This is a genomic window from Enterobacter sp. PP-008-ECC_S150, assembly GCF_045257065.1.
Classification (GTDB): domain Bacteria; phylum Pseudomonadota; class Gammaproteobacteria; order Enterobacterales; family Enterobacteriaceae; genus Enterobacter; species Enterobacter chengduensis.
This window is the reverse complement of the sequence record NZ_JBJHHG010000004.1, coordinates 226,177-241,331: the sequence shown is the minus strand read 5'-3', so window position 1 is coordinate 241,331 and position 15,155 is coordinate 226,177. Positions and strand designations below refer to the sequence as shown.

The 15,155-nt window shown below is 56.1% G+C and carries 18 protein-coding genes; 8 read left to right on the top strand and 10 right to left on the bottom strand.

All coding sequences use genetic code 11. From position 1 onward, the window contains the following. The first annotated feature begins 151 nt into the window (after window positions 1–151). Both ACJBF3_RS07310 and ACJBF3_RS07305 read left to right on the top strand, forming a co-directional pair. Window positions 152–406 (top strand): DUF333 domain-containing protein, encoded by a 255-nt coding sequence (locus ACJBF3_RS07310; protein ID WP_045327006.1) that lies wholly within the window; start codon window positions 152–154, stop codon window positions 404–406. A gap of 80 nt (window positions 407–486) precedes the next feature. Continuing rightward, window positions 487–792: a periplasmic protein gene (locus tag ACJBF3_RS07305; RefSeq protein WP_045327007.1), complete on the top strand. Its 306-nt coding sequence runs from the start codon at window positions 487–489 to the stop codon at window positions 790–792. Here ACJBF3_RS07305 and ACJBF3_RS07300 read toward each other — a convergent pair whose 3' ends face one another. Further along, window positions 793–1,137 (bottom strand): DUF488 domain-containing protein, encoded by a 345-nt coding sequence (locus tag ACJBF3_RS07300; protein ID WP_045327008.1) that lies wholly within the window; start codon window positions 1,135–1,137, stop codon window positions 793–795. A 101-nt stretch (window positions 1,138–1,238) separates the two neighbouring features. On the opposite strand from ACJBF3_RS07300, the gene ACJBF3_RS07295 reads away from it, so the two are divergent. Further along, window positions 1,239–1,949 (top strand): CTP synthase, encoded by a 711-nt coding sequence (locus ACJBF3_RS07295; protein WP_045327009.1) that lies wholly within the window; start codon window positions 1,239–1,241, stop codon window positions 1,947–1,949. A gap of 47 nt (window positions 1,950–1,996) precedes the next feature. Here ACJBF3_RS07295 and ACJBF3_RS07290 read toward each other — a convergent pair whose 3' ends face one another. Beyond that, window positions 1,997–3,184 carry a CynX/NimT family MFS transporter gene (locus ACJBF3_RS07290; protein ID WP_045327010.1) on the bottom strand — a complete coding sequence of 396 codons (1,188 nt, stop codon included), beginning with the start codon at window positions 3,182–3,184 and terminating at the stop codon, window positions 1,997–1,999. Window positions 3,185–3,283: 99 nt separating this feature from the next. Here ACJBF3_RS07290 and ACJBF3_RS07285 point away from each other — a divergent pair, with 99 nt between their 5' ends. Further along, window positions 3,284–4,075 carry a helix-turn-helix transcriptional regulator gene (locus tag ACJBF3_RS07285; RefSeq protein WP_045327011.1) on the top strand — a complete coding sequence of 264 codons (792 nt, stop codon included), beginning with the start codon at window positions 3,284–3,286 and terminating at the stop codon, window positions 4,073–4,075. Here the strand turns inward: ACJBF3_RS07285 and ACJBF3_RS07280 are convergent. Then, entirely contained in the window at window positions 4,059–4,505 is a 447-nt protein-coding gene (locus tag ACJBF3_RS07280) for a DUF441 domain-containing protein (RefSeq protein ID WP_024908579.1), read from the bottom strand. The two genes, ACJBF3_RS07285 and ACJBF3_RS07280, sit on opposite strands and share 17 nt — an antisense overlap. A gap of 144 nt (window positions 4,506–4,649) precedes the next feature. On the opposite strand from ACJBF3_RS07280, the gene yoaI reads away from it, so the two are divergent. Continuing rightward, entirely contained in the window at window positions 4,650–4,754 is a 105-nt protein-coding gene (gene yoaI / locus ACJBF3_RS07275; RefSeq protein WP_088475353.1) for a small membrane protein YoaI, read from the top strand. A gap of 21 nt (window positions 4,755–4,775) precedes the next feature. Here the strand turns inward: yoaI and ACJBF3_RS07270 are convergent, their stop codons facing one another. The 3 genes from ACJBF3_RS07270 to yeaG form a co-directional block, all read right to left on the bottom strand. Continuing rightward, on the bottom strand, window positions 4,776–5,276 hold the full coding sequence (locus ACJBF3_RS07270; RefSeq protein WP_045327012.1) for a YbaK/prolyl-tRNA synthetase associated domain-containing protein: 501 nt from the start codon (window positions 5,274–5,276) through the stop codon (window positions 4,776–4,778). A 99-nt stretch (window positions 5,277–5,375) separates the two neighbouring features. Beyond that, window positions 5,376–6,659 (bottom strand): YeaH/YhbH family protein, encoded by a 1,284-nt coding sequence (locus ACJBF3_RS07265; protein WP_045327013.1) that lies wholly within the window; start codon window positions 6,657–6,659, stop codon window positions 5,376–5,378. 112 nt (window positions 6,660–6,771) lie between these two features. Further along, on the bottom strand, window positions 6,772–8,706 hold the full coding sequence (yeaG, locus tag ACJBF3_RS07260) for a protein kinase YeaG (RefSeq protein WP_008500713.1): 1,935 nt from the start codon (window positions 8,704–8,706) through the stop codon (window positions 6,772–6,774). Window positions 8,707–9,137: 431 nt separating this feature from the next. On the opposite strand from yeaG, the gene ACJBF3_RS07255 reads away from it, so the two are divergent. Continuing rightward, complete coding sequence (locus ACJBF3_RS07255) at window positions 9,138–9,884, top strand: MipA/OmpV family protein (protein ID WP_045327014.1); 747 nt, start codon at window positions 9,138–9,140, stop codon at window positions 9,882–9,884. Between the two features lie 78 nt (window positions 9,885–9,962). Here the strand turns inward: ACJBF3_RS07255 and ACJBF3_RS07250 are convergent, their stop codons facing one another. Both ACJBF3_RS07250 and gapA read right to left on the bottom strand, forming a co-directional pair. Continuing rightward, window positions 9,963–10,847, bottom strand: coding sequence for a D-hexose-6-phosphate mutarotase (locus ACJBF3_RS07250; protein ID WP_045327015.1), 885 nt, complete (start codon window positions 10,845–10,847; stop codon window positions 9,963–9,965). A gap of 75 nt (window positions 10,848–10,922) precedes the next feature. Further along, on the bottom strand, window positions 10,923–11,918 hold the full coding sequence (gapA, locus tag ACJBF3_RS07245; protein ID WP_014831506.1) for a glyceraldehyde-3-phosphate dehydrogenase: 996 nt from the start codon (window positions 11,916–11,918) through the stop codon (window positions 10,923–10,925). A 341-nt stretch (window positions 11,919–12,259) separates the two neighbouring features. On the opposite strand from gapA, the gene msrB reads away from it, so the two are divergent. Both msrB and ACJBF3_RS07235 read left to right on the top strand, forming a co-directional pair. After that, the gene (msrB, locus tag ACJBF3_RS07240; RefSeq protein ID WP_032639794.1) at window positions 12,260–12,673 is read left to right on the top strand and encodes a peptide-methionine (R)-S-oxide reductase MsrB; all 414 of its coding nucleotides are present in this window, start codon (window positions 12,260–12,262) and stop codon (window positions 12,671–12,673) included. A gap of 41 nt (window positions 12,674–12,714) precedes the next feature. Beyond that, the gene (locus ACJBF3_RS07235) at window positions 12,715–12,987 is read left to right on the top strand and encodes a YeaC family protein (protein ID WP_045327016.1); all 273 of its coding nucleotides are present in this window, start codon (window positions 12,715–12,717) and stop codon (window positions 12,985–12,987) included. Between the two features lie 51 nt (window positions 12,988–13,038). Here ACJBF3_RS07235 and ACJBF3_RS07230 read toward each other — a convergent pair whose 3' ends face one another. Both ACJBF3_RS07230 and pncA read right to left on the bottom strand, forming a co-directional pair. Continuing rightward, on the bottom strand, window positions 13,039–14,292 hold the full coding sequence (locus ACJBF3_RS07230) for a glycoside hydrolase family 18 protein (protein WP_045327017.1): 1,254 nt from the start codon (window positions 14,290–14,292) through the stop codon (window positions 13,039–13,041). Window positions 14,293–14,511: 219 nt separating this feature from the next. After that, entirely contained in the window at window positions 14,512–15,153 is a 642-nt protein-coding gene (gene pncA, locus ACJBF3_RS07225) for a bifunctional nicotinamidase/pyrazinamidase (RefSeq protein WP_045327019.1), read from the bottom strand. Between the last annotated feature and the right edge of the window lie 2 nt (window positions 15,154–15,155).

The window sequence follows — 15,155 nt, the reverse complement described above, 5'->3', positions numbered from 1 at the left end:
GACATCTTGATTACGGAATGATGTTCTCTGGTCATATCGAGAACACGCCACACTATAGTGCTGAAAAGTGCAGTTAAAATGGAGAAATCATGGAGAACGCGGCGATGACCCGTTACCCTTAGACTGTAACGATGTCACAAGGATCAATAAGATGAGATTTCTGCTTTTAGCGCTGGCGCTTCCTCTGGCGGCCTGCACCGCAAAGAGTACGCCACCCGATGCGCCGAAACCGCCACACGCGATCGGTATGGCGAACCCGGCTTCCGTGTACTGTCTGGAGAAAGGCGGGGAACAGGTCCCGGTTCAAAGCCCGCAGGGCGTACGCACGGAGTGCAAATTACCGGGCGGCGAAACGATCGATGAATGGACGCTCTATCGTCGGGATCATCCGCAACCCACCAGGTGACAGACGCATAGCGCCTGCGATACACTTCTCTTTAGGATTAATCTTAGCCAGTTTCTGGCGTTCGTTACCGCGAGAGAAGTATGTTTCAGCTAAAACCGGGCAGCATGGCAGTAATCGTGGGTGCCCGCACGGCGTCTGGTCGTCGCAATATTGGTAAATCCGTTGAGCTGTTTGGCCTGTGCCAGCCTGGCCAGCGTTTCGTTAACCCGGTCAACGGCGTGATGACGCAGTTACCGGCCACCGCCGACCGCGCGCTCTGGCTGGTGACGGGTGATGTTCACGCTTTTGACAACCAGCACGGCTTTGCGTTTGTCCGCGCCGAACACCTCATGCCACTCACCCCGGATGAAGCGCCGCAAATCCGGGATGAGATGACCATCGGCTGATTACAGGTGGCGCAGCCAGTCTGCTAAGACCAGAGCGTGGTTTTGCTCCGTGTTTTTGGCAGCAAAGAGCAGGGTGACGGTCTGCCCTTTTGCCAGCGTCGCCAGTCGCTTTCCCTCATCAGCATGCTGCGCCAGCGCTTCCCGGTAGGCCTTACTGAAGGCGGCGAAATCAATCGTTTCGCTATGAAAGGCCTTGCGTAAGTCATTCGAGGGGGTGAGCGCTTTACACCATTCATCATACGCGAGGTCCGTTTTCTTCACCCCGCGCGGCCACAGCCTGTCCACCAGTACCCGATAGCCGTCGTCCGGGCCTGCCTGCTCGTATACCCGCTTGCACTGAATCATGACTCCACCCTCCCAATTTAAGGTATTGTGATAATTGCAAAAGATCGGTAGTCTGAGGTTCCTTATGTTATCTGATAATACTCTGGCATAAGGAACCTTTCATGGAACACCTCCCGGTTAAAACGACGCTGCGCATTGCCCTGGTTGGCGATTACAATCCCGCTGTTATTGCGCATCAGGCGATCCCGTTGGCGATTGACGACGCCGCCGCCGTCCTTGACCTCACCGCCGATTACGACTGGCTTGCCACCACGGAGCTGACAAGCCCCGAAGATCTGGTGGGCTACGATGCCATCTGGCTGGTTCCTGCCAGCCCCTATAAAAACACCGAGGCGGCCTTTATCGCCGCGCGCTACGCCCGTGAAAACAGCATTCCGTTTCTTGGTACCTGCGGCGGGTTCCAGCACGCGCTGATTGAGTATGCCCGCAATGTGCTGGGCTGGGCTGATGCGGCACACGCCGAGACGGATACCGAAGGCACTATGGTGATTGCGCCGCTGTCCTGCTCGCTGGTGGAAAAAACCGATGCGGTTGAGCTGCGCAAAAATACGCTGATTGCGAAAGCGTACGGCAAGCCGGAAATTGAAGAGGGGTATCACTGTAACTATGGCGTGTCGCCGGAATTTGCCCAGGCGCTGGAGACAGGCGATATGCATGTGACGGGCTGGGACGACCAGGGGGAAATTCGCGCCGCGGAGCTGGTTACGCACCCGTTCTTCGTCATCACCTTATTCCAGCACGAGCGCGCGGCGCTGGAAGGGCGCCCGGTGGTGCTGGTCCAGGCGATGCTGCGCGCGGCGCGCGATTCATAACGTCATCGCTTTTTCGCCGGGTGGCACTGCGCTTACCCGGCCTGCATTTAGCGCGGCGCTATCTCCCGGTCTCGCCCGGCCAGCATGCCGCAAATAGCCATTATCACGGCGGCCAGGGCGCAGCCCAGCAGCGGGATCCGCCAGTCTCCCGCGCTGTCGTGAATTTTCCCCATAAGCGGTGGGCCGCAGGCGGCGAGCAGATAACCGATCGACTGCGCCATGCCGGAGAGCGCCGCAGCCTGGTGCGCCGAGCTGGCGCGCAGCCCGATGAACGTCAGGCCGAGGATCATCGTGGCTCCTGTGCCGAAGCCAAACACCAGCGTCCACATCACCGCCATGTCAGGTATAAACCATAGCCCCGCCGCGCTGACTGCGCACATCAGCGCCACCGCTCCGGCAATGACGCGCTGATCTTTCAGACGGTGGAGGATCAGCGGCACGGCCAGCCCCGGCACGGCCGTGGCCAGCTGCAACAGCCCGTGCACCGAGCCGGCCTGCGCTTCGCTGTAGCCGTGGCTCAGCAGTATCGCCGGTAGCCAGCCGATGATGACGTAGTAAATCAGCGAGTTAATCCCCAAAAAGAGCGTCACCTGCCAGGCGAGGGCCGAGCGCCATATCGCGCGGTTATGCAGCGCGCCAGCGCCCGTTACCGTCGCAACGTGCTTTTGTCGCCCCTGCGGCAGCCAGAGCAGCAGCGAGGCCAGCGGAAACGCCATCAGCATCAGCAGCGCGCCATGCCAGCCCGCTTCCCCCTGTGCCAGGGGAACAATCATCGCCGAGCCAAACGCCGCCGAGATGCCCATGGTCAGGGAATAGGCACCGGTGAGCTTCGCCACCTGGCCCGGAAAGTCGCGTTTGATTAAACCGGGCAACAGCACGTTCCCGAAGGCAATACCGCAGCCGACGATCGCCGTTCCGATAAAAAGCAATGCGGCGGAGGGCAGGGAGCGAACGGCGATCCCGATGCAAATCAGCAGCAGGGCGATAAGCAGGCTGCGCTCCATGCCGATACGCCGTGCAACGCCTGCCGCGAGCGGCGAGACGAGGGCGAAAGCCAGCAGGGGCAGGGTGGTCAGCAGGCCGGTTTGCGCCGTGCTTAAGCCATAATCAAGACGAATAGTATCAAGCAGCGGGGCTGCTCCGGTAAAGGTGACGCGAAGCGTGGTGGCAATCATCAGGATGCCTGCAATCAACAGCGCGCCGTGTTTTCCTGAGGTGCGAATAGCAGTAGTCATTATGTTCTCATACGTTCAAGCGAGCGCACACAATACCGAGTTTCCCGGCGGTTGAAATCAGGCTAAAATGACAGTTTATCGCTCATATCGGACAAACTGATGATTGGCCTGGGACTGGACGGCTACGATCCTGATAGCCAGCACGACGCGGCTGCCGCGTTTCGCATCCGCGTGGTGGCGGAAGAACAGTATATTCCCCGACATCAGCACCGTAAGGGGCAGCTGATTCTGGCCCTCGGCGGCGCGATCACCTGCGAAGTGGAAAATGCCATGCTGATGGTGCCGCCCCAGTATGCCGTCTGGATCCCCGGCCAAATGCCGCACAGCAACCGGGCCACGCCGGGCGCGCAGCTCTGCTTTTTGTTCATCGAACCTGGGGCGGCAAGCCTGCCCGACCGCTGCTGCACCCTGAAAATCTCGCCTCTCGTGCGGGAGCTGATTTTATCCCTGGCGGAAAAAACGCGTGAGGAGCTCTCTCTTGCGGCCACATCGCGCCTGGTGGACGTCCTGTTTGACGAGCTGCCGCGCCAGCGTCAGGAGCATCTGCAGCTGCCCGTCTCACCCCATCCCAAAATCCGGCTGATGAGCGAGAAGATGGCGGAAGATCCCGCCGCCTGGCAGACGCTGGCGCAGTGGGCAAGCCACTTTGCCATGAGCGAACGCAACCTGGCGCGGCTGGTGGTGAAAGAGACCGGTTTAAGCTTTCGCCGCTGGCGCCATCAGCTGCAGCTCATTGTGGCCCTTCAGCTTTTAATCGGCGGGAAATCGGTACAGCAGGTGGCCCAGTCGCTGGGCTATGACTCGACCACCGCGTTTATTACCATGTTTAAGAAGGGGCTGGGTCAGACGCCCGCGCGATATATGGCCAGCCTGACTACGACTTCCCAATAAACAGCGAGACAAGGCCTGCCGCAATCAGCGGGCCCACCGGCACCCCGCGAAAGAGCGCCACGCCCAGCACGGTGCCCACCAGCAGACCCGCCACCAGCGAGGGCTGACTGCTCATCAGGGTGACGCCGCGCCCGCCGAGCCACGAGACAAAAATCCCCACCGCAATCGCCACCAGCGATTTCCAGTTTACAAACGAGTGCAGCAGCGTTGAGGCGGGAAGCGTGCCGCTGGCGATGGGCGCCATTACCCCAATGGTTAAGATGATGATCCCGATGGTGAGGCCTTGTTTTTCTATCCACGGGAAAAAGGTGTTAAGCGGGGTCACGCGCACAATAATCAGCACCAGAATCGAGATGGCGACGGTGGTGTTATGGCTGACAAAGCCAAGCGCGGCGAGTGCCAGAAGAATAAGCAGAGTAGGGTCAAACATAGGGAATCCTTGCCAGAATAATGAACCTGTTTACTCTACGCGCAAACGCGGCAGAGAACAGTTTCAAAAAGATTTTATCGTTGTCATAACCTTGTCATTTACGCGGATTAAAACGAAAGCAGATATCGCAAAAGGGTCGCTATCATGAACGATCACATGTTTGTGGAAACGCTGATTATCTCCTCATCGTTTTTCGCTATTGCCGCTATTCTCGTCGCCTCCGTGCTGTTCCTGGAAAGGAACGGCTGACAGGGTAGCCAGCCAGTCCGGTTACGCTTTGTGGAAGGTCACCAGCTCAGGACGGGCGATGCGCAGGTAATCCTGGGTATCCATAATCACGGATTTCTCCAGCAGGCCGGCGTTAAATGCGATCTCGTCGAAGCGCTCGAACAGCAGCGGGTCGGCAACCAGCGCCAAATCAGGATGGAAGCTAAAAGGCGGGATAGCGCCGAAAACGCAGGCGGTCAGGGCATCCACTTCGGCCGGGCTGGCGAGGGAAGCCTTTAGTCCGCCAAAATGGCTGGCCAGCTGGCTAAGGTCAGCCTGCAGATCGGCGGCGAGGATCGCCAGAACGTGTTTTTTTACGCCGTTTCCCTTCACCTTGCACACCAGCGCTTTGGCACCCTGGCGCAGGTCGGTTCCGCGAATTTCACTTACCGCTTCACATTTCCCCACCGCCTCGTGCTCCATAACGCGAAAGCGCGCGCCCTGCTCGGTGAGTAAGGCAATCAGCTGCTGGTGAGTGTCTGTTCCAATAACGTCGTCAGTCATAACGATTTTCCCGGTGATAATTCAGTACGCGACTGTCTACATTAGCACGGGATGAGCGGGGTCGAAAGAAAACAGCCAGCGGGTTCGCTGGCTGTGGGGTTAGGCGTTGCTGGTCGCAGACTGCTTGTGGAACAGCTCCCGGAACACCGGATAAATGTCATCCTGGTCACGGATGTGCTGCATGGCAAAATTGTCGAACATTGACTGCAGATGTTCATACTCCCGCCACAGGGTTTGATGCGCGCGACGGGTGATTTCGATATAGCTATAGTAACGCACCACCGGCAGAATTTTCTTCGCCAGAATCTCGTGGCACAGCGGCGAGTCGTCAGCCCAGTTATCGCCGTCCGACGCCTGCGCGGCATAAATATTCCACTGGGACGGGTCGTAACGCTCTTTCACCACCTCATCCATCAGCTTCAGCGCGCTCGAGACGATGGTGCCCCCAGTCTCCTGCGAGTAGAAGAACTCATGCTCATCCACCTCCTTCGCCTGGGTGTGGTGGCGGATATAAACCACCTCCACGTTCTTATAGGTTCTGCTCAGGAACAGATAGAGCAGAATATAAAAACGCTTCGCCATATCTTTGGTGGCCTGGTCCATCGAGCCGGAGACGTCCATCAGACAGAACATCACCGCCTGGCTGGAGGGCTCGGGACGTTTTTCGTAGTTCTTGTAGCGCAGGTCGAAGGTGTCGATAAACGGTACCCGTTCGATCTTCGCCCTCAGCTCGGCAATCTCTTTACGCAGGCGCTCCTCTTCCAGCAGTTGCGCCGGTTCCGTATTTTCAACCACCTTCAGGCTACTCTCCAGCTCGCGCAGTTCGCGACGTTTGCCTGCCGTCATGGCCGTTCGTCGCGCCAGCGAATTCTGCAACGAACGCACGACGCTGATGTTGGCGGGCACGCCGTTGGCGGTATAGCCCGCGCGATGGGTTTTATACTCATTAAGCTGACGATGCTGATTCTTTTTCAGATTCGGCAGCGCCAGGTCTTCGAACAGCAGGTCGAGATATTCATCTTTCGAAATCTGGAAGACAAATTCGTCCTGACCTTCACCGTCCTGGCTGGCCTGTCCCTGACCGCTTCCTGAACCACCGCCGCCGCCCTGAGGGCGCTCAATTCTGTCGTTCTGAACGAAGTGGTCGTTACCTGGGTGTACGCGATGGCGCAGGCCGCCTCGACCCTGATGAAACATCGGTTCGCTGATGTCATCGGTGGGGATGGAGACAGACTCGCCGCTGTCGACGTCGGTCACCGAGCGTTTGTTGATGGCCTCGGAGATAGACTGTTTAATTTGCGCTTTATAACGGCGCAAGAAGCGCTGGCGGTTTACCGTGCTCTTGTTTTTGCCGTTAAGACGCCGGTCAATAAACCAGGTCATATGCCCCCCGTACTGCATTTGCCAACTCTATGCTGCGCGTGTAGTGCCGGATGCGCTGCGCTTATCCGGCCTACGGTTCGTTATTGCAGGCCCCGGCGTGGAGCCTTTTGTTTTAAGACGATTTACGCACGCGCAGGTACCATTCGCACAGCAGGCGGACCTGCTTGCGGGTGTAGCCTTTTTCCATCATACGGTCGACAAAATCGTCGTGCTTTTTCTGCTCATCGGTTGAGGTTTTGGCATTAAACGAGATCACCGGCAGCAGCTCTTCGGTATTGGAGAACATTTTCTTCTCAATGACCGTGCGCAGCTTCTCGTAGCTGGTCCAGTTCGGATTGCGCCCGTTGTTATGCGCTCTGGCGCGCAGGACGAAGTTCACAATCTCGTTACGGAAGTCTTTCGGGTTACTGATCCCGGCGGGCTTCTCGATTTTTTCCAGCTCCGCGTTCAGGGATTCACGGTCAAACAGCTGGCCGGTATCCGGGTCGCGATACTCCTGATCCTGGATCCAGAAGTCAGCGTAGGTGACATAACGGTCGAAAATGTTCTGCCCGTATTCTGAATAGGATTCCAGGTAAGCCGTCTGGATCTCTTTGCCAATGAACTCGGCGTATTTCGGAATCAGGTAACCTTTCAGGAACTCAAGATAGCGCTCAGCCTGCTCCTGCGGGAACTGCTCGCGCTCGATTTGCTGCTCCAGGACGTAGAACAGATGCACCGGGTTGGCCGCCACTTCCGCATGGTCGAAGTTAAAGACGCGGGAGAGGATCTTAAACGCAAAACGCGTGGACAGACCGTTCATCCCCTCATCAACCCCTGCATAGTCGCGGTACTCCTGATACGACTTCGCTTTCGGGTCGGTATCTTTCAGGCTTTCACCATCATAGACGCGCATTTTTGAATAGATGCTGGAGTTTTCCGGCTCTTTCAGACGCGAAAGGATAGAGAAGCGTGACAGCGTTTCCAGCGTGCCCGGCGCGCAGGGCGCGTGCACCAGCTCGCTGTGGTTAAGCAGTTTCTCGTAAATTTTGATCTCTTCGGAGATCCGCAGGCAATAAGGCACCTTGACGATGTACACGCGGTCAAGGAAGGCCTCATTGTTTTTGTTATTACGGAAGGTCACCCATTCAGATTCGTTGGAGTGGGCGAGAATAATCCCGTTAAACGGCAGGGCGGAAATGCCTTCCGTACCGTTGTAGTTTCCTTCCTGCGTCGCCGTCAGCAGCGGGTGCAGCACCTTGATAGGCGCTTTAAACATCTCGACGAATTCCATAATCCCCTGGTTAGCGCGGCACAGCGCGCCCGAGTAACCGTAGGCATCCGGATCGTTTTGGGCGAAGTTTTCCAGCTTACGAATGTCGACTTTACCCACCAGCGCCGAGATGTCCTGGTTGTTCTCGTCACCGGGTTCCGTTTTGGCGATGGCGATCTGTTCGAGGATGGACGGCCAGACTTTCACCACGCGGAATTTGGTAATGTCGCCACCAAACTCGTGCAGGCGTTTTGCCGCCCACGGCGACATGATGGTGCCAAGGTAGCGACGCGGGATGCCGTACTCTTTATCCAGAATTTGTGCATCTTCCTGCGGGTTAAACAGGCACAGCGGATGATCGTTGACCGGGCTGCGTTCGCCGTTGGCGCTGAGCACGTAGATAGGCACGCGCTGCATCAGCGACTTCAGGCGTTCCGCCAGCGAGGATTTACCGCCACCCACGGGGCCGAGTAAATAGAGGATCTGTTTCTTCTCTTCCAGACCCTGAGCGGCATGCTTCAGATAGGAGACAATCTGTTCGATAGCGTCTTCCATTCCATAGAATTCTTCGAACGCCGGATACCGGGCGACCACCCGATTCGAAAAGAGACGGGAAAGCCGTGGCTCCAGGGCAGTGTCAACCATGTTTGGCTCACCAATAGCCATCAATAGCCGTTCTGCCGCATTGGCATAGGCACTGCGATCTTGCCGACAGATGGTAAGAAACTCCTGCAGTGTGAACTCTTCGTCCTTGGCAGCTTCATAGCGCTGGCGATAGTGATCGAATATATTCATGGCATGCCGTCCTTTCGTTTTTTAGCACAGGATAAGAGCCGTTCGTATGAGTAGTGGAGGCTCCCGGAAGAGAATCTCTCGCACCTCACTGCCAGAGCAGCAACCTGTGTGCCAGGTCGGACGCTAAGAACCGCAGGGTGTTCAGGAAAACTCTTCTTAAATTAAAGCGTAGATGGCATTTGCAAAACTTGCATGCCCATAAAATCTACTTTCAATGACATATCAATAACTCATCCAAAAATTTCCACTGTCGTTATAAGGCAAAAGCACGTTTTTCATTCAGCGGTCATATAAATGAAAGCACGCTGTCATCTGTAAAGTTAAAAATAACGGGTTAATCAGACTGATTGGCAGGCAAAAAATTTTGGGATGTACGGGATTGGCGGTTACACTTCACACGCTGATTATTTGACTACAGGAAAGAATGGATTGTGACCAAACTCAAACTTCTGGCATTGGGCATCCTTGCCGCGACCGCAGTAAGCACCGCGCAGGCGGAAAGTCAGTGGACGGTTGGCGCGGGTGTTGGCGTCATTAACAGCCCGTACAAACAGTATGACCGTGATGTTTACCCTCTTCCCGTTATCACCTATGAAGGGGATAACTTCTGGTTCCGCGGGCTGGGCGGCGGCTACTATCTCTGGAACGATACGGCCGATAAGCTCTCCATTATGGCCTACTACGATCCGACTCACTTTAAGCCGGGTGACAGCGACAGCAACGCGCTTCGCCGACTCGACAAGCGTAAAAGCTCGATGATGGCCGGGCTCTCGTATGTCCACAACACCGAGTATGGCTTCCTGCGTACGGCCCTGGCGGGTGATACGCTGGATAACAGCAACGGCTTTATCTGGGACCTGGCGTGGCTATACCGCTACACCAACGGCGGGTTTACCCTGACGCCGGGTATCGGTGTGCTGTACAGCAGCGAGAACTACAACGATTACTACTATGGCGTCTCTAAAAATGAGTCCCGTCGCAGCGGTCTGAAGAGCTACAGCGCAGACGACGGCTGGGATCCGTATCTGGAGCTGACCGCGAGCTATAACTTCCTCGGCGACTGGAGCGTGTACGGCACCGGCCGTTATGAGCGCCTGAGCGACGAAGTGAAGGATAGCCCGATGGTCGATAAGTCCTGGGCAGGTATTTTCTCTGTTGGCGTGAGCTACAAGTTCTGATTGTGCATTAATTGAGTGCAATCATTGCATCAAAACGGGGCGCTTGCGCCCCGTTTGCTTTATCGCGGTGCAGGGTGCTTAACGCTTCACAATGCGTATTGTCTGCCCTAAACGAGACGGTTTTTCTTCGCTCGCTTTTTGAGGGGCGGTCACGCAGGCTGTTTCCACGCAGACAAAGGTTTTGTATCCGTCATCAGGAACGTCGGCCATGCTCACAGACAACGCCGGACCCGGGTTCCAGCCCACCACGTTGCTGTGGTGATGATGAACCACCTCAATGCCGCGGTTCAGGGCACCGTCGTGGATCACGCTGCATGCTTCCGGGTGCAGATAGACGCGGTCGGTACGGTCAGGGAACGCCTGAACGCCATCGCTCAGCTTGCCTTCCTTCGCGTTATCAACTTTGTCGATGAACGTATCACCGAGGCCGCTCACCTTCACGGCGCCGATGTCACCCACGTTGAAGTAGGTGTGCAGGGCAGAGGTGGTTTCGAACTCACCGTGGGCTTCCAGCTCAATTTCGCAGGTTTTACCCAGCTTGAAGCGGGCGTACAGCGTGAAATCATGCGGCCACAGCGCGCGGGTTTCATCGTTAGCCTGCAGCTCAAAGGTCAGCACGGCGCCGTTGTCGTCTTCGTTGTGCGCCTTCAGCGTCCACTGCTGGTTACGGGCAAAACCGTGAGAAGGCAAACCCGGCTGCGCAGACGGACCGAACCACGGCCAGCAGATCGGTACGCCACCGCGAATGGCGGCCCCTTTTTTGAAGGAGGTGGCATCGCTCAGCCACAGGCCTTCCACTTCGCCTTCTGGTTTCCAGGAGAGCAGGTGAGCGCCGTTCAGCGCTACGGAGGCTTTGACTCGAGGGTGGTCAACGACGATCACGTCGGCACCGTCAATCTGACGGCGGGAGAGCACAGGGGTAAGTTGTTCGACTACCGGAAGTGCAAAAATTTTATTAATCATTAAGCAATCCTCTGTCTAAAAAACAATAAAAAAGGCGACCGAAGTCGCCTTTTTGGATCAAACACTCATCTCAACTTATTTGGAGATGTGAGCGATCAGGTCCAGTACTTTGTTAGAGTAGCCGGTTTCGTTGTCGTACCAGGATACCAGCTTAACGAAGTTGTCGTTCAGTGCGATACCTGCTTTAGCATCGAACACGGAAGTGCACACTTCGCCGTTGAAATCGGTAGAAACAACGTCGTCTTCGGTGTAACCCAGAACGCCTTTCATTGCGCCTTCGGAAGCAGCTTTGATTGCTTTCTTAATTTCTTCATAAGAAGCAGCTTTTTCCAGACGAACGGTCAGGTCAACAACGGATACGTTAGGCGTTGGAACGCGGAACGCCATACCGGTCAGTTTGCCATTCAGTTCTGGCAGTACTTTACCTACAGCTTTAGCAGCACCGGTAGAAGATGGGATGATGTTCTGCGCTGCGCCACGGCCGCCGCGCCAGTCTTTGTGAGACGGGCCATCAACGGTTTTCTGAGTCGCGGTGGTCGCGTGAACGGTAGTCATCAGACCTTCGATGATGCCGAAGTTGTCGTTGATAACTTTAGCCAGCGGTGCCAGGCAGTTGGTGGTGCAGGATGCGTTAGACACGATATCCTGGCCAGCGTAAGTTTCGAAGTTTGCACCACGAACGAACATTGGGGTGTTGTCTTTGGAAGGACCAGTCAGAACAACTTTCTTCGCGCCTGCAGTGATGTGTTTACGTGCAGTTTCGTCGGTCAGGAAGATACCGGTTGCTTCAGCAACAACGTCAACACCGATTTCGTTCCATTTCAGGTTAGCTGGGTCTTTTTCAGCAGTAACGCGGATGGTTTTGCCATTAACAACCAGGTGGCCGTCTTTCACTTCAACGGTGCCGTCGAAACGACCGTGAGTTGAGTCGTACTTCAGCATGTACGCCATGTATTCAGCGTCCAGGAGATCGTTGATACCAACGATTTCGATGTCAGAACGTTTCTGAGCAGCACGGAAAACAATACGGCCGATACGGCCAAAACCGTTGATACCTACTTTGATAGTCATATATTCCACCAGCTATTTGTTAGTGAATAAAAGGTTGCCTGTAAAATTACAAAAACCTTACGCAGCGTCAAGCGGAATCGTGTCAATCATTGCGACAAATCAATCCTGTGACTAACGTTTGTGCGACTGACTCGCCTCACTTTCCCTTTGAGCTTGCAACCACATGGGGGCTGCGCCCGGGATTTTAAAGTCCTCGCAGGATAAAAATGTGAGCATGGTCACAATTGCCTGACTGCCTTTTCGCGACACATAAGTTTAGAACAAAAGTGCACGCAAGGGTGTTAATGTTTTGTTAGAATCCGGGTTAAAAGGTGTCTGTTTCTACAGCGAGATGTAAGCATATGTCGAACCAACGTAACCCTGATGATTTGAAAAAAAACCTCACAGAAATGCAGTTTTACGTGACGCAGAACCACGGCACGGAGCCGCCGTTCACCGGGCGTTTACTGCACAACAAGCGAGACGGCGTCTACCACTGTCTGGTCTGTGATGCCCCGCTGTTCAATTCACAAACGAAATTTGATTCCGGCTGCGGCTGGCCGAGCTTTTACGAGCCGGTGAGCGATGAGGCCATCCGCTACCTGACCGACTCGTCGCACGGCATGGTGCGTACGGAAATTCGCTGCGGCAACTGCGATGCGCACCTTGGCCACGTCTTCCCGGATGGCCCTCAGCCTACGGGCGAGCGTTACTGCGTCAACTCTGCCTCAATGAGCTTCACTGACGATGAAAACGGCGACCAGGTGAAGGGTTGAAAAAACGATTCAGCAAATTATTCCTTTAAAGGGGTGCGATTGTGAATATTGATGACATGATTAGCGGTATGACGCCGGAGATTTATCAGCGTCTGGTCACCGCCGTAGAGCTGGGAAAATGGCCCGATGGCGTCGCGCTGACGCCGGAGCAAAAAGAGAACAGCCTTCAGCTGGTGATGCTGTGGCAGGCGCGCAATAACACCGACGCGCAGCACATGACGATCGACACCCAGGGCCAGATGGTGATGAAGAGCAAGCGCGAGCTGAAAGAGGACTTCGGCATCACGCCGAAGCCGATTGCGACTTTCAAATAAGGCTCTCCCTGTAGGCCGGGTAAGCGTTAGCGCCACCCGGCACGCTTCACCTTAGTGTGGGATCCCGAGCGACGCCGCAAGCTGCTTCGCTAGCTGGTTTTCGTCGTCCGCGCCGTACTCCCAGAACATTGCTCCGGCGAGACCTTTCTCCTTGATGTAGCCCGCTTTGATCGCCACAGAACGCGGGTTCTCATACGAAATCGCAAACAGCGCGCTGCCATCAGCACCTTTCACCGAGAGCCACGGCACTTTCGCCTGGTCGTCCCAGTGCTCGGTAAAGCGTTTCTGCGGATCGTTCAGCAGCTTTTTGACGATATCGTTGTACTTCACGTAGGTATCTTTGGTCAGGTCGTAGCCAAGAGACTTGAACAGCCCGATCTCCTGAGGGCCAAAGTACGGCTGGGTCACCGGATTTTTTTGCGCATCCGGTTTCGTCCAGTCGATCCCCGGCTCTACGGCACGTTTCGGTACGCGGCCATAGAAACCTATCCCCAGGTTCATCTGCTGCGGCTTCAGCCCGGCGGCCAGATAGTTGTTGACCACAAAATCGACGCTGTATTTGTCAGCGGCGGCCACCGTCGGCCAGGCGCTGGAGTCATACAGGTTGGCGTTAAAGTACTGCGTGCCGTACGCCATGTCGTAGGTCATCAGGTTGATATAGTCGAGCAGGGGCGCAATGGCTTTCACATCCACCCAGCTTTTCGGGCTTTCCGCATTCGCGCCTACCGCAATAGTGACCAGATTTTTGTGCCCGAACGCGTCGCGCATCTCTTTCAGCAGGGCGGTAAAGTTATCCCGATCGGCAGGCGTGCTGGCAACCAGGCCCCAGGCGCCGTTGACCGGATACTCCCAGTCGAGGTCGATCCCGTCCAGACCGTATTTGTCGACAATCTCCTGCGCGGAGCGGATGAACACCGCGCGCGTCTCCTTAGTCGCCGCCGCACCCGAGAAGCCGCGAGCGCCCCAGCCGCCAACGGAGAGCAGCACCTTAAGGTTTGGGTTTTGCTTGCGCAGGGTTGGGATTAACGCGAGATCGGACGCCACTTTTGGCGATAGCCAGATCTGATGCAGCTTCGCCGGATCTTTCAGCGCGGCGTTGGTTTCGTCTTTTTCGTCGTTATAGACCAGACCAAACGAGTAGTTCAGATGAGTAATCTGGCGAACGTCCAGTTTGTTGATATCGCCGCCCGGTCCGGCGGTGACGTCGCCACCCCCATTGAAATAGCCCACCGACATGAGGGGCGCAGCGAAAGCAAGTGACGTGCAAAGCAGGGGTAATGCTGCCAGCAAGGGCAAACGTTTCATACAAGTTCCTCTTTGACTAAATAGAAATAACCACGCCACGGAAAAGGCGTGGCGAAAAAACAGCCTGACGAGAATAGCATTGCCGCTTCGCTAAGGATGCGAGGGAGTTCACTTTATGGGGATTGGGGAAGAAATGCCGGGTGGCGCTGACGCTTACCCGGCCTACAAAACCAAAGAAGTAGGCCGGGTAAGGCGCAGCCGCCACCCGGCTTAAAAGGCCTAAGCCTGCGTCTCCAGCCAGTCTTCGAGCGTATACAGCGTGGCGCCTTCCGCGGCCATATCCATAAACGCCTGAGCGCTGTCCTGCGGGTGAATGTTCACCCCGCGGCAGCCGTCGGTGATGACGCTGACGGTATAACCCAACTGGATCGCATCCAGCACGGTGAACTTCACGCAGTAGTCCGTTGCCAGGCCCAGCACGATCAGCTCCGTGATTTCGTGGTGACGTAACCACGCGTCCAGGGCCGTTTTCTGACGATGCCCGTTATCAAAAAACGCGCTATAGCTGTCGATAGCCGGGTTTTCGCCTTTATGGAACACCGCGTCGATGGCCTTCTGATTCAGGAGCGGATGCAGCGCCGCGCCTTCCGTCTGCTGTACGCAGTGATCCGGCCAGAAGGTTTGCGCCAGCCCGTCGAGTTCACCCTGGGTGAAAGGCTCGACGCTGTGCTGGCTGGCAAAGCTGCCGTGGTTTGCCGGGTGCCAGTCCTGGCTTGCGACAACCGCTTCACCGCGGGCTTTGCACCAGTCGATCAGCGTGTTGGCCACGTCAACGGTGCTGTCACCCTCGGCGACGGCCAGCGCACCGCCCGCGCAGAAATCATTTTGCAAATCGACCAGGAGCAGGGCGCGTTGCTTCATGA

Coding starts and splice junctions, on each gene's coding strand:
- ACJBF3_RS07310 (WP_045327006.1), top strand. CDS start 152: ATGAGATTTCTGCTTTTAGCGCTGGCGCTTCCTCTGGCGGCCTGCACC.
- ACJBF3_RS07305 (WP_045327007.1), top strand. CDS start 487: ATGTTTCAGCTAAAACCGGGCAGCATGGCAGTAATCGTGGGTGCCCGC.
- ACJBF3_RS07300 (WP_045327008.1), bottom strand. CDS start 1,137: ATGATTCAGTGCAAGCGGGTATACGAGCAGGCAGGCCCGGACGACGGC.
- ACJBF3_RS07295 (WP_045327009.1), top strand. CDS start 1,239: ATGGAACACCTCCCGGTTAAAACGACGCTGCGCATTGCCCTGGTTGGC.
- ACJBF3_RS07290 (WP_045327010.1), bottom strand. CDS start 3,184: ATGACTACTGCTATTCGCACCTCAGGAAAACACGGCGCGCTGTTGATT.
- ACJBF3_RS07285 (WP_045327011.1), top strand. CDS start 3,284: ATGATTGGCCTGGGACTGGACGGCTACGATCCTGATAGCCAGCACGAC.
- ACJBF3_RS07280 (WP_024908579.1), bottom strand. CDS start 4,505: ATGTTTGACCCTACTCTGCTTATTCTTCTGGCACTCGCCGCGCTTGGC.
- yoaI (WP_088475353.1), top strand. CDS start 4,650: ATGAACGATCACATGTTTGTGGAAACGCTGATTATCTCCTCATCGTTT.
- ACJBF3_RS07270 (WP_045327012.1), bottom strand. CDS start 5,276: ATGACTGACGACGTTATTGGAACAGACACTCACCAGCAGCTGATTGCC.
- ACJBF3_RS07265 (WP_045327013.1), bottom strand. CDS start 6,659: ATGACCTGGTTTATTGACCGGCGTCTTAACGGCAAAAACAAGAGCACG.
- yeaG (WP_008500713.1), bottom strand. CDS start 8,706: ATGAATATATTCGATCACTATCGCCAGCGCTATGAAGCTGCCAAGGAC.
- ACJBF3_RS07250 (WP_045327015.1), bottom strand. CDS start 10,847: ATGATTAATAAAATTTTTGCACTTCCGGTAGTCGAACAACTTACCCCT.
- gapA (WP_014831506.1), bottom strand. CDS start 11,918: ATGACTATCAAAGTAGGTATCAACGGTTTTGGCCGTATCGGCCGTATT.
- msrB (WP_032639794.1), top strand. CDS start 12,260: ATGTCGAACCAACGTAACCCTGATGATTTGAAAAAAAACCTCACAGAA.
- ACJBF3_RS07230 (WP_045327017.1), bottom strand. CDS start 14,292: ATGAAACGTTTGCCCTTGCTGGCAGCATTACCCCTGCTTTGCACGTCA.
- pncA (WP_045327019.1), bottom strand. CDS start 15,153: ATGAAGCAACGCGCCCTGCTCCTGGTCGATTTGCAAAATGATTTCTGC.